The sequence below is a fragment of the Metabacillus schmidteae genome, assembly GCF_903166545.1.
GTDB classification, from domain to species: domain Bacteria; phylum Bacillota; class Bacilli; order Bacillales; family Bacillaceae; genus Metabacillus; species Metabacillus schmidteae.
Genome location: NZ_CAESCH010000002.1, coordinates 300237 through 312985 on the forward strand (window position 1 = coordinate 300237; position 12749 = coordinate 312985).

Consider the following 12749-nt stretch of genomic DNA (forward strand, 5'->3'; position numbering starts at 1 on the left):
AACATGCACGAATGAGGAGGTGGATGTCTTACAGATGTAAGACGACTCATTGACCACTGTTAATTTATTGCTAATTGTCATTTTAATTGCTTTAACCGGCTTTTTCGTGGCAACTGAATTTGCCATTGTAAAGGTAAGGATGTCAAAAATTGACCAGCTTATTTCTGAAGGAAAAAAAGGTGCTGTCGCTGCGAAGAGAGTTGTATCCCATCTTGATGAGTATCTATCTGCATGTCAATTGGGGATCACAGTAACAGCTTTAGGACTTGGTTGGTTAGGGGAACCGACTGTTGAAAAGCTTTTACATCCTTTATTTGCGTATTTTAATTTCAATGAATCAGTTACACATATCCTATCCTTTGGTATTGCCTTTGCCCTCGTCACGTTTTTACACGTGGTGGTAGGAGAGCTGGCACCAAAAACAGTTGCGATTCAAAAAGCAGAATTTATTACGTTACTGTTTGCTCCACCAATTATTTGGTTTTATAAAATCATGTATCCGTTTATCTGGTTCTTAAATGGATCAGCTCGTGTGTTAGTTGGAATGTTCGGCTTAAAACCAGCCTCAGAGCATGAGTTGGCTCACTCAGAGGAAGAGCTTCGAATTCTCTTATCCGAGAGCTATAAAAGTGGTGAAATTAATAAAAATGAATTAAAATACGTGAACAACATTTTTGAATTCGATGAAAGAATCGCGAAGGAAATTATGGTGCCACGTACAGAGATTGTCACAATCTCAATTGATAGCAGCTATGATGAGATTATAGAGTTGATTAAAAATGAGCGTTATACCCGATATCCGGTTGTTGATGGGGATAAAGATCATATTGTCGGCTTTTTAAATATCAAAGAGCTTTTAACATCTGCTTTTACAGAGTGTGACGAGCCTAAGCCGTTTGATATCAATTCCTTTGTAAATCCGGTTATTCAGGTAATTGAAACCATTCCAATTCATGATTTATTGCTTAAAATGCAAAAAGAACGTACACATATTGCGATCTTAATTGATGAATATGGCGGTACTTCAGGGTTGGTTACGGTTGAAGATATCCTTGAAGAAATTGTCGGTGAAATTAGGGATGAATTTGATGAAGATGAAATTCCTGAAATCCGAAAATTAAATGATGGCCACTATATATTGGACGGAAAAGTACGAATAGAAGATGTCAACAATCTTCTTGATACAGCATTATCTGACGAAGACATTGATACAATTGGTGGTTGGTTCCTTACGCAAAAATTTGATGCCGATGTTGGCGTCGAAGTTGTGGATCAAGATTACACCTTTAAAGTTCACGAAAGCGACGGCCACCATATTCAATATTTAGAAGTATTTAAAGTCAAAAGTAATATTGTGCCGATGCCGGAACATTAAATAGAAAAAGAGCGAAAAAGGAGACAACGTCAAAGTGAAAACTGACTTTGTCTCTCTTTTACTTTAAATGCATCTGTCACACACTCTCCTAAATCCCATACCTTATAAAGATTCCTTTCCATATCTACTACTTTTCCTATTCCTGGAGTGATCAATTTGTTGAAGAATTTATTACCAATTACCATCATTTTTTGTTTGTCATTAAGTGTTTGGCTGCTTCTACCCCAAACATTTCATGAGGATTATCCTGCGATTGAGGTATTTGGTAAACTGGGAACATGCATTTCTTTGCTGATTCTTGTATTGCTTAGTGTTATTCAATTATTTTATTACACATCAAAAAAGTAAATGCAAGTGGAATGGTGATAGTGACTTATCACCATTCCGTCATATTTATTCACATGGTATAGTTTAATGGAAATCATGGACAGGTGGATTTGAAAGGACTATTTTGAAACAATATAAATGAGGTAGATATAATGAGATTTATTGATATAGAGGACTATAACCCTTTAACGATGCAGCTGGCCATGCCAATTTATGATCGGATGAGAAGGGTGTTATTAACGGCAGGACGAACGATTCACCCTAACTATTTAGAGCGGATAAAAGCAATAGGTGTGTCAACTCTTGTTGTAGAGGATGCTGAGTCAACTGGCATTACCCTTGAGGAAATGCTTGATATGCCGACATGGATGGATACGATCGCTGTTGTTCAGCAGGCGTTTGAAGATGCTTCAAATAAAAAACGGCTAAATATTGTGGCTCTCCAAAGGGCTGTTGTGACTCTTATTAGAGAAGTATCTGCTCATAAAACGATTATCTTAGTGCCAACAACCTCACTATCAGAAGGCTTGGAACGGTACGCACATTCTGTAAATGTGGCATTATTAAGTTTACAAATATCCAAACATCTAGGCTACACTCAAGGTCAATTAAGAGATTTGGCTCTTGGTGCATTATTGCATGATATCGGAAAAGCAGTTACCGACCAGGAAGAAGAACATCCGATAAAAGGCTTTGACATCATGAAGGATAATCGGGAAATAAGTTTATTATCTGCACATATTGCCTATCAACATCATGAATGTGTCAACGGTCAGGGTTATCCGAGAAAGCTGAAGGGACAAGCTTTTTTAGAGCTTCCTCAAGTTGTAGGGATTGCCAATGTATACGATCATTTGTTATCAAATAAGAAAATACCGCCACATGAAGCATTAGAGTACATTATGACAAAAAGTGATGGAGATTTTTCCTATAAAGTGGTCCAGGCTTTTGTAAATAGTGTTCCATCCTATATACCCGGCACTAAGGTAGAGTTGTATACAGGAGAGCAGGTAATTGTCATTGGAATTAAAAAGCATTTGCAAAGACCGGTTATACGTTATGTGAAAAATGGAGAAGAAATGGATTTAGCAGAAAATCCTTCCGTTATGATAAAAGATGTAGTGAAAGAATAATACAGTAGGATTCGGAACGAATAGTTCGGAATCCTTTTTAGTTTATGTAAATTGCGGTTTTCTTTTTAAAAACACGTTTTACACTAGCGGTGAGGCAGTCAGTTTTCCATATAAAACACCTTTTAACGTAATTAGCTTATCACTTAGTGCTCTTAGATCAGCTGGTATTCCTTTCACAACGATTAGTTCTAAACAATTATGATGGTCAATGTGAAGATGAGTTGTCGCAATAATATTATCATGATAATCATGTTGAATGGTCATCATTTCATTTACTAATTTATTTTGATGATGGTTATAAAAAAGTAAAATGGCACCAGCTACGATTTCATTATTTTTTGACAAGCTATGTTGAAAAATAGCATCCCGAACTAAATCTCTCACAGCTTCTGAACGGTTTTGATAGCCCTTCTCCTCTATAATTTGGTCAAAGCTCTGGAGTAATTTCTCATCCATAGAAACACCAAATCTTGTTAGTTTCTTATCTTCCAAAGTTATTTAGCTCCTTTGATCATTTCTCTTATCCATATTGTAAAGCAAATGAAAGGGTAATAAAAGATGACCATTCTTTATTGGGCTGTTAAATGGTTTAGATAGGACATTAGTAGGGAAAATTGAATAAAGTTAGGTTTAGTAGACACTATAAAAAGGTGATTCAATAAGTGATTTCATCTTTTATGTTTATATTTTATTTAAAATTAAAGACTTTTCGACAATATTAGCCGTTGACAAAATGCTAACACTTCTTTCCAAAATTAATCTTGTCAACATTGTGTCAGACAAAATCGAGTTTAGTTTAAATTGTTTCTCTGCTGAAATCGCTTTATCATAAAGACAAGAACTATTAAAGAGGTGACTTACATGGAAGCGAATCAAAAGCAAGGTGATGTTCGCGTTAAAATACAAAGGTTTGGTAGTCATTTAAGTGGTATGATCATGCCAAACATCGGTGCTTTTATTGCATGGGGGATTATTACGGCATTATTTATCCCTACAGGCTGGGCACCAAATGAAACATTAGCATCATTAGTTGACCCGATGATCAAGTATCTACTTCCACTATTAATTGGTTATACAGGTGGTAAGATGGTATACGATGTTCGTGGTGGTGTTGTTGGTGCGACTGCGACAATGGGGGTTATCGTAGGAGCGGAAATCCCGATGTTCTTAGGTGCCATGATTATGGGACCACTTGGTGGATATTTAATTAAAAAGCTTGATGGCTTATTAAAAGATAAAGTTCGTTCTGGATTTGAAATGCTAGTAAACAACTTCTCGGCAGGTATCTTAGGAGCACTTTTAACATTAGCTGCCCTAGTTGGTATTGGTCCTGTTGTTGAGGGTTTAAACAAAGTATTAGCTGGTGCAGTTCAAGCAATCTTTGATGCAGGTTTATTACCATTAGCAAGTATTTTCATTGAGCCGGCAAAGGTTCTGTTCTTAAACAATGCAATCAACCACGGTATTTTAAGCCCGATTGGTATTGAGCAAGCTTCAAGTGCAGGAAAATCAATTTTATTCTTACTTGAGTCAAACCCTGGTCCTGGTTTAGGTATTCTTTTAGCTTATATGTTCTTTGGCAGAGGTTCGGCGAAACAAACAGCTCCTGGTGCAGTGATTATTCACTTCCTGGGTGGTATTCATGAGATCTACTTCCCGTACATCTTAATGAAGCCTATGTTACTTCTTGCAGCAATTGCAGGTGGAATCAGTGGTGTATTCACATTCTCAATCTTCAACGCAGGTCTAGTAGCAAGTCCATCACCAGGTAGTATCATTGCATTACTTGCGATGACACCAAGAGGCGGCTATGTAGGTGTTATTTTAGGTGTAATCGTGGCAGCAGCTGTATCATTCTTAGTTGCGTCACTTATCTTAAAAACTAGCAAACAAAAAGAAGAAGATTTAACAGAAGCTACAGCGAAAATGGAAGCAATGAAAGGTAAGAAAAGCTCTGTAAGTGGTAATCTTGCTGCTCAACCAACAGCTGAAGAGGTAGTAGAAGCTACAACTTCTGAAGAATTTGATTTCGGCAGCGTGAAAAAAGTAATCTTCGCTTGTGACGCTGGTATGGGATCAAGTGCAATGGGTGCATCGATTTTACGTAATAAAGTGAAAAAAGCAGACATTGAAGGTGTTGATGTGACAAATACATCAATCAACAACATTCCTTCAGACGCTGATATTGTCATCACACACAAAGACTTAACAGATCGTGCTGTAGCGAAATTACCAACTGCCTACCACGTATCTGTTGATAACTTCTTGAATAGCCCGAAATATGATGAAATAGTCAATAAACTTAAATAAGTTTTTGAAAAAATGGTGCGACTACATGGGTAGTGGCACCATTTTTGGGTAAAGGTATATAGAGTGGCTTGCGAGTAGATTTGGGCGAAAAATGTCGAATACTGACTAATCGCAAATAAATCTTGAAAATCGCAAATAAATTCTCAGAATAGCAAATAAAAATCCGGTATCGCAAATAAAGCCCGAAAATCGTAAATATTTCTGGATAATTAAATAATGTCAGCAATACCTTTGAAAAAATCACGCTTTCTATCTTTTGAAAACTACATAAACACAGGCCTATAATTAAACTATGTCAATAACTCATATTGAAGCGAGTTGATTTTCATGATTGTTTCCGCAAGAGAGCGTCTAATCGTTCAATTGCTTATGGAAGACGCAGATCAGGAAGTAACCATTAAGGAGCTTGCTGAACAAATTGATGTAAGCGAGCGAACGATACATCGAGATTTAAAAAATATTGAATCTGTCCTACAGCAATTCAATCTTAAGCTCGTGAAGCGGGCGGGAATCGGAATTAAGCTTGTGGGAAATGAGACAAGTCTCACAGAACTTAGAATTGCGATACAAAAACAGGATTATAAAGAATACACGCCTGACGAGCGGATGATCGTTGCACTTTGTACGTTGCTTGATCATCAGGACCCAATTAAGCTGCAAAGCCTGGCGAATGATCTTGGTGTGACAACAGCTACGATTAGTCATGATTTAGATAAAATGGAACCATTTGTTGAAGAATACGGCCTCACACTTATCAGAAGAAGAGGCTATGGAATTGAGCTTACAGGATCTGAAGAAGCAAAACGAAAAGCCATTAAAAGCTTAATATCAGACAGATTCGATGTACCGGACTTTTTAAGAATGGTACGGGAAAATATTGAGCGAAAATCAACGAATAAGGTTGACTCCATTTCTGAGCGTTTACTTGGACTTGTGCAGAAAGAAAAGCTCATTATTATTGAAAATTTAATTAACAAAATCAACTCACGTTTGCCTTATCCGTTAGCAGATAGCTCATATGTTGGCCTAGTTGTTCACTTGGCACTCGCAATTGAGCGTATACAACGCGGCGAAAACATCACAATAAAAGGTGATTATCTTAACCAGCTAAAAAGATCAAAGGAATTTACCTTTGCAGAAGAGATAGCCGAAAAGCTTGAGGAAACCTTTCAAATCACAATTCCCGAGGATGAAAAAGGCTATATTACCATGCATCTAAGGGGTGCAAAGCAACGGTTTGAAGGGAAAGTCGACATTCAGGATGAAAATGTTGAAATTGCCTATCTTGTACAGAGGTTGATTGGTCAAGTAGAACAGCGAACAAACAAGGAACTAAAGCATGATTCATCTTTATTTCAAGGCTTGCTCGCCCATCTTCAGCCAGCGGTTTATCGATTGAAACAAGGGATGATGATTACGAATCCTTTATTATTGGAGATAAAGCGGGACCATCAAGAGCTTTTCAAAATTGTTCAACAAGCTGCAAAAGCTTCCCTTCCCTTTGAAACTGTACCTGAGGAAGAAATAGGATATTTAGTTTTACACTTTGGGGCAGCTTTAAATAAAAGGAAGTCATTCCGAAAATTAAAAGCCCTTATTATTTGTTCAAGTGGAATTGGCACATCAAAGATGCTGGCAACCCAAATTAACAACCAGTTTCCACATATTGCAGAGCTGCGGAATATCTCGGCTTTTGAATTGAAGGAAATAGATATGAAGAAATATGATCTTATCCTGTCGACGATTCCTATTGAGGACATCTCGACAGATTATCTTCTCGTAAGTCCAATTTTAACGACTCATGAGCTGGAAAAAATCAAAGACTATATAGAAGAAAAGGGACTCGAAATCGAACAAGGTATGTCTTTTGAAGAGTCTAATGAACAAGTAGACATCTCGATTAGCTTTGACCAATATCAACGATTTACAAACCAGTCACAGAGATTGATAAGACTTTTGAAAGAATTGGAAGTGTTCAATCTTAACAACACAAAAAATGTTGAAAGTATCCTGCTGCCTGTCAGCAAGCAGTTAAGGCAAAAGGGACTCATTGAAAGTGAACAAGAAATTGTGGAGGCATTACTGGAACGTGAACATATCGGCGGTCTCGCCATTCCGGAAACAAAGCTGGCTCTGTTTCACGCGAGGAGTGCAGCGGTTGTTCGTTCGAGCTTTCACATGATTGATCTTCAGACACCGATGAAGCTTAGGGCAATGGATAATGAGCTAAATGACGTATCAAGAATCCTTTTGCTCATTGCACCTGATGATGCTGAGGCTGAAGAGTTGGAAATCATGAGTTTTATCAGTGCAAGTATTATCGAATCACAAGAAAGTATCCACATGTTTGAAAAGGCTGCAAAGAGCAGCTTAACTCAATATATAAGTCAAAAGTATTTTACAAACTATTTACAACAACTAAGGAGTGTTTAACAAATGTCAATTTTAAACGAATCAAATATTTTATTAAATCAACAATTCGATAACAAAACAGACGCAATTAAAGCAACAGGTCAAATTTTAGTAGAAAAAGGCTATGTAGAAGCTTCTTATATTGATGCGATGCTGCAAAGAGAAGAGCTTTCTTCTACATACATGGGGAACTTCGTTGCGATTCCACACGGTACAGAAGATGCAAAATCAGCTGTTCTTAACTCAGGCTTATCTGTTATCCAAGTACCAAGCGGTGTTGATTTTGGCGGCGGAAATATCGTGAAATTTTTAATCGGGATTGCTGGTAAAGGTGACGAGCACTTAGAAATTCTTTCAAAAATCGCAATCGTATTATCAGAAGAAGAAAATGTAGAAAAGCTTGTGCAAGCACAATCAAAAGAGGAAATTATCGACCTACTTAGCGAGGTGAACTAACTTGAAGGCTGTTCATTTCGGAGCCGGTAATATCGGAAGAGGCTTTATCGGCCTATTGCTTCATCAATCAGGCTATTCGGTAGAATTTGTTGATGTTAATGAAGCATTAATCGATGAGTTAAACAAAGAAAAAGCGTACCGGGTAATGCTGGCGAACGAGGAGAAGCAGGAGTTTTTTGTTGAGAATGTTTCAGGTATTAATAGTCAGCAAAATCCTGATGCTGTTGTTGAGGCGATCTCAAAAGCGGATATCGTAACAACAGCAGTTGGTCCAAATATTTTAAAATTCGTTGCACCGCTTATTGCAGAAGGGCTGAAGAAACGAAAGCAGATGAGTGGCGGAACAGTGAATGTCATCGCATGTGAAAACATGGTTGGCGGAAGCAGTGAGCTTAAAAAGCATGTTGTTGAAAAACTTGGTGCTGAAGAAATCGCTTGGGTTGAAGAAAATATCGGCTTCCCGAACTCAGCAGTAGACCGCATTGTTCCAAACCAAAACAACGAACGCTTACTTGATGTATTAGTAGAACCTTTCCATGAATGGGTCATTGATTCAACTGGAATTAAAGGTGCGCAACCTAAGATCGAAGAAGCGCTGTTTGTGGAAAATCTTCAAGCCTATATCGAGCGTAAACTATTTACTGTGAACACAGGTCATGCTGCAACAGCATATCTAGGCAACTTAGCCGGATATAAAACAATCGCTGAAGCCATTGCTCAAGATGATGTGAAGCAGGACGTACTCGGCACACTTAGTGAGACAGGAAAAGTACTCACAGCAAAATACGGTTTTGACGCAGATCAGCATGGAGCTTACATCGAGAAAATCATCGGACGCTTTGCAAACCCGTATATTGTCGATGATGTACAAAGGGTAGGAAGAGCACCTCTACGTAAGCTTGGAGCAAAAGATCGCTTAGTTGCGCCGGCACTTGAGTATATAGACCAATTCGATGGTGACGTACCAGCGAACCTCGTGAAGGTCATCGTTGCAGCACTACAATTTGTTTCTGACGAGGATCAGGAATCACTAACTCTTAAGCAGAAGGTCGACGAAAAAGGCGCTGCTGCCGCGTTTAGTGAGGTTTCAGGTTTAGCAATGGACCATCCGTTAGTTGTGAGCGTAGCGGAGAAGTTTTAATATAGGTAAAAGCCAGCACAGAATTAAGTGCTGGCTTTTTACGTTCGGCCCGGCAGTAAGTTTGTCGACTGAAAGGTTATCTCGCCTACTTGCAAAATTCCAGTCCAAAGTTGCAAGGTTTTTTCAAAACTTGCAATATTACCGGAAAACCTGCAAAAATAAAAGTAAACTTGCAAAAAAAATAGAAAAGTTGCAAGAATCCAACTCATAGCTCCCCGAAGTTCTTACGCGCCACCCTTGTTTAAAAGCAAAATGCCCACTACCAACCGGCAGTGAGCACCCTATCAACCACAAACTACTGCAAATCAGCAGCACCTTGAGCGATTAAGTCAAATAATTCTTCAATATCCTCAGCTTCTACACAAGAGAATGCAATACGTAAGTCAGTTGAGTTAATGGAAATTGTTCCAACTCCATATTTATCTAATAGATGTAAACGTAATTCCTCTGCATCAATATTGTGAAGCTTCAAGCACATAAAATAGCCTGAGTTAAACGGATAGTAAGTCCAGTATTTTTGATATTCTTCTTTTGCCAAAACTTCTTTAGTTTTGTCCGCACGGCTTTTCATTAAAGCAAATTTCTGTTCTTTTTCAACCGCAAATTCGTCTGATTTTAATGACTGTAAAATAAGCGATTGAGAAGGGTGTGAGCTGCTTGAAATTGTTCCTCTAATTAAGCCTTTTGTTTTTTGCTCTAATGCATTCAGCACGTTTGCTGATTTGCTTGCATATGTGATAAATCCAACACGGAAGCCCCATACATAATTTTCTTTTGTTGCCCCGTCAATTTTCACTGCTAAAATACGATCATGCGCATCTGCCAAGTAACTGAAAATTGATTCAGTCATTGAATCTTCGTAAAATAATCCGAAGTAAGCATCATCGATCAGCACAACAATGTTTAAGCCTTCTTCTGCAGCTTCTGTTAGAACTGCTGCAATTTCCTTTGCTTCAGACTCAAGCGGTGTGTAACCAGTCGGGTTGTTCGGGAAGTTTAGAAGAACAATCACTTTTTCAGCTGATTTTTGTGCATCAATTGTTGCTTTTAAACCTGCTGTGTTAAACCCATTTTCTTCATTAAATAATGGGAAGGTTTCCACAGTTGCACCGCGACGTGTTTTAAATGTGATGTTATAATTCCCCCAATACTTATCAGGTACAATTACCGGTGTACCTTCATCAGCAAATAAGTCTGCTGCAATACTTAAGCCGTGAGTAAGGGCATTTGTGACGATTGGTGAACCAACTACATCTTTATTTAAACTTGGGCTATCTTTAAAGATTTTTTCCTGCCATACTTTACGTAATTCTTCTTTTCCTTGAGGTGGTGCATAAGGGTAAAGGTCTTTAGGTGTTACTTTACCGTCAAAAAGGTCTTGCAAATGTTGAAAGTGCATAGGCTGATTGTTTTCTGTTGCAATACCGATTGTTGCATTAAAGCGATGAGCTTTTTTTCCTGCTTCTGCTGATTGACTTAAGATGCCTTTTGGATAGAACATTTCCTTTCCAAGCTGAGACAACATGTTATAAACGTGTTCGTTATCTTCTTTGATTGCTTGATTTAAAGCTTGTGCTAATTCATTCATGATCCTTTTTTTCACCTCTATAGGAAATAAAAATTTTTGAAAATTCATTAAGAGATATTTTATCACAGTGAAGGGTGTTCTCACAGTGGTAAAGCGAAAAAAATCTGACAAATAATTTATCTTTCAAGATATACTATGAGTGAGATTAGAAAAAGATATGAGAGGAATTTATATGGAAATTGGTTCAATCTTAATCGGGTTTATTGTCCTTTTAAATACGTTCTTTGCGATTGTTATGATTTTTAGAGAAAGAAGAGATGCCACATCGTCTTGGGCATGGCTGTTGGTGTTGTTCTTTATCCCGTTATTAGGATTTTTATTGTATCTTCTATTCGGACAAAATTTAAGTCGATATCGAATGTTTCAATGGGAGGATCGAAAAAAACTCGGAATCGATAAGCTGCTTGCTACTCAGCTGGAGGAAATCAGAAAAAATACCTTCAGTTTTAAAAGTGAGACTGCTGAAAAATACAAGCAAATGATTAACATGCATGTGCTCAATAATGATGCATTGTTAACAGACGATAATGAAGTAGAGATTTTTACAGATGGAAATGAGAAGTTCGAAACGTTATTGAACGATATTGAACAGGCAACACATCATATTCACTTGCAATATTATATTTTGAAAAAAGATGAGCTTGGCAAACGTTTAGTCGCGGCATTAACAAGGAAAGCAGAGCAAGGAGTGAAGGTCAGGGTTTTATACGATGATTTAGGATCAAGAAGCCTGAGACCAAAGTTTTTCAAAGAACTACGTAAGGCTGAAGGGGAGGTCGAAGTATTTTTTCCTTCGAAACTTAGATGGATCAATTTGAGACTCAATTATCGAAACCACCGAAAATTAGTGATCATTGACGGTGAAATCGGTTATGTTGGCGGTTTTAATGTGGGGGATGAATATCTAGGGCTTGACCCTTCCTTTGGCTATTGGCGTGACACACATCTTAAAATTCAAGGAACAGCGGTTCATGCCATTCAAGCCCGATTTATCCTTGATTGGAATCAAGCGACAGAAAAGCGGATGATTTCATACAGCCCTGAATTATTTCCAGTGCCGCAAACAACAGGTGGGAGCAGCTTACAAATTGTGACGAGCGGCCCTGATTCTGAATGGGAGCAAATTAAAAATGGATATATGAAGATGATTACATCAGCTAAGGAGTCCATATGTATCCAAACACCTTACTTTATTCCTGATGCCAGTATTTTAGACGCGCTAAAGATTGCCTGTTTATCAGGTGTAGAAGTAAAGGTAATGATTCCGGATAAGCCTGATCACCCCTTTGTCTATTGGGCAACTCTTTCATACGCAGGGGAGCTCTTAAAATCCGGTGCCAATGTTTACATTTATGAAAATGGCTTTATCCATGCAAAAAGTATTGTCGTTGATCATGAGATTGCCTCAGTCGGAACAGCAAATATTGATATGAGAAGCTTTAAATTGAATTTCGAAGTGAATGCATTTTTGTATGATGTTGACATTGCTACAAAGCTGCATGACTCCTTTATCCAGGATATGGAGAAATCAAGACAATTAACGTTAGAGGCTTATGTTCAGCGTTCAAGAGGTATTCGGATTAAAGAATCTGTCTCACGATTGCTTTCACCAATCCTATAAAAAAATTAGGACCTGTCAACACAGGTCCTAATACTATTTTAGTTTTCAACTTCCTCTTTATTTTTACCCCAAATAAAATTTAACTTTCGTTTTGAGTCTATCCCCTGATAAAGGAGAATAGCTGAATATATGGTTGTTAAAATGAGACCAAAGATTGCAGTCCAAAACAGCGTGTTAATCTTTTCTCCGATTCCAAACATTCTTATCCTCCTTTTATTTTTGGATTATGAATAATATTCCCAAAAGCAGATGGAATATAGGGGGATTTCATAAGAACATCTAGCCCATAAAATTGAATTTGAACCAATAGAGAAATTATTTTCCAACACATGTATAAATAACTAGCATTTAACTTAGCATGTAAGCTACAATACTTTAGTAATTTA

Annotated in this window: 11 protein-coding genes; 8 read left to right on the forward strand and 3 right to left on the reverse strand. The window is 37.7% G+C overall.

Annotated features, from left to right (window positions below; all coding sequences use genetic code 11):
• The first annotated feature begins 49 nt into the window (after positions 1-49).
• The 3 genes from HWV59_RS22295 (at position 50) to HWV59_RS22305 (ending at position 2835) form a co-directional block, all read left to right on the forward strand.
• Positions 50-1375, forward strand: coding sequence for a hemolysin family protein (locus tag HWV59_RS22295; RefSeq protein WP_175640311.1), 1326 nt, complete (start codon positions 50-52; stop codon positions 1373-1375).
• Between the two features lie 156 nt (positions 1376-1531).
• Positions 1532-1723 (forward strand): hypothetical protein, encoded by a 192-nt coding sequence (locus HWV59_RS22300; RefSeq protein WP_142385670.1) that lies wholly within the window; start codon positions 1532-1534, stop codon positions 1721-1723.
• A gap of 131 nt (positions 1724-1854) precedes the next feature.
• The gene (locus HWV59_RS22305) at positions 1855-2835 is read left to right on the forward strand and encodes an HD-GYP domain-containing protein (RefSeq protein WP_102232912.1); all 981 of its coding nucleotides are present in this window, start codon (positions 1855-1857) and stop codon (positions 2833-2835) included.
• A 78-nt stretch (positions 2836-2913) separates the two neighbouring features.
• Here the strand turns inward: HWV59_RS22305 and nikR are convergent, their stop codons facing one another.
• Positions 2914-3327, reverse strand: coding sequence for a nickel-responsive transcriptional regulator NikR (nikR, locus tag HWV59_RS22310; protein WP_175640312.1), 414 nt, complete (start codon positions 3325-3327; stop codon positions 2914-2916).
• Positions 3328-3696: 369 nt separating this feature from the next.
• On the opposite strand from nikR, the gene HWV59_RS22315 reads away from it, so the two are divergent.
• From HWV59_RS22315 to HWV59_RS22330, 4 genes are all read left to right on the forward strand, one after another.
• A complete protein-coding gene (locus HWV59_RS22315) occupies positions 3697-5145 on the forward strand; it encodes a PTS mannitol transporter subunit IICB (RefSeq protein WP_102232914.1) in 1449 nt (482 codons plus the stop codon).
• 327 nt (positions 5146-5472) lie between these two features.
• The gene (locus HWV59_RS22320; RefSeq protein WP_175640313.1) at positions 5473-7578 is read left to right on the forward strand and encodes a BglG family transcription antiterminator; all 2106 of its coding nucleotides are present in this window, start codon (positions 5473-5475) and stop codon (positions 7576-7578) included.
• Positions 7579-7581: 3 nt separating this feature from the next.
• Positions 7582-8013, forward strand: a complete 432-nt coding sequence (locus tag HWV59_RS22325; RefSeq protein ID WP_175640314.1) for a PTS sugar transporter subunit IIA — start codon at positions 7582-7584, stop codon at positions 8011-8013.
• A 1-nt stretch (position 8014) separates the two neighbouring features.
• Entirely contained in the window at positions 8015-9154 is a 1140-nt protein-coding gene (locus tag HWV59_RS22330; RefSeq protein ID WP_175640315.1) for a mannitol-1-phosphate 5-dehydrogenase, read from the forward strand.
• 295 nt (positions 9155-9449) lie between these two features.
• Here HWV59_RS22330 and HWV59_RS22335 read toward each other — a convergent pair whose 3' ends face one another.
• Positions 9450-10742: an aminotransferase class I/II-fold pyridoxal phosphate-dependent enzyme gene (locus tag HWV59_RS22335; protein WP_175640316.1), complete on the reverse strand. Its 1293-nt coding sequence runs from the start codon at positions 10740-10742 to the stop codon at positions 9450-9452.
• Positions 10743-10914: 172 nt separating this feature from the next.
• On the opposite strand from HWV59_RS22335, the gene cls reads away from it, so the two are divergent.
• Complete coding sequence (gene cls, locus HWV59_RS22340; RefSeq protein WP_175640317.1) at positions 10915-12363, forward strand: cardiolipin synthase; 1449 nt, start codon at positions 10915-10917, stop codon at positions 12361-12363.
• Positions 12364-12401: 38 nt separating this feature from the next.
• Here the strand turns inward: cls and HWV59_RS22345 are convergent, their stop codons facing one another.
• Positions 12402-12563 carry a hypothetical protein gene (locus tag HWV59_RS22345; protein WP_175640318.1) on the reverse strand — a complete coding sequence of 54 codons (162 nt, stop codon included), beginning with the start codon at positions 12561-12563 and terminating at the stop codon, positions 12402-12404.
• Positions 12564-12749: the final 186 nt, after the last annotated feature.

What these genes read in the sequence shown, in the direction of transcription:
- HWV59_RS22305 (WP_102232912.1), top strand. Translation starts at nt 1,855, where the DNA reads ATGAGATTTATTGATATAGAGGACTATAACCCTTTAACGATGCAGCTG.
- HWV59_RS22315 (WP_102232914.1), top strand. Translation starts at nt 3,697, where the DNA reads ATGGAAGCGAATCAAAAGCAAGGTGATGTTCGCGTTAAAATACAAAGG.
- HWV59_RS22320 (WP_175640313.1), top strand. Translation starts at nt 5,473, where the DNA reads ATGATTGTTTCCGCAAGAGAGCGTCTAATCGTTCAATTGCTTATGGAA.
- HWV59_RS22325 (WP_175640314.1), top strand. Translation starts at nt 7,582, where the DNA reads ATGTCAATTTTAAACGAATCAAATATTTTATTAAATCAACAATTCGAT.
- HWV59_RS22335 (WP_175640316.1), bottom strand. Translation starts at nt 10,742, where the DNA reads ATGAATGAATTAGCACAAGCTTTAAATCAAGCAATCAAAGAAGATAAC.
- cls (WP_175640317.1), top strand. Translation starts at nt 10,915, where the DNA reads ATGGAAATTGGTTCAATCTTAATCGGGTTTATTGTCCTTTTAAATACG.
- HWV59_RS22345 (WP_175640318.1), bottom strand. Translation starts at nt 12,563, where the DNA reads ATGTTTGGAATCGGAGAAAAGATTAACACGCTGTTTTGGACTGCAATC.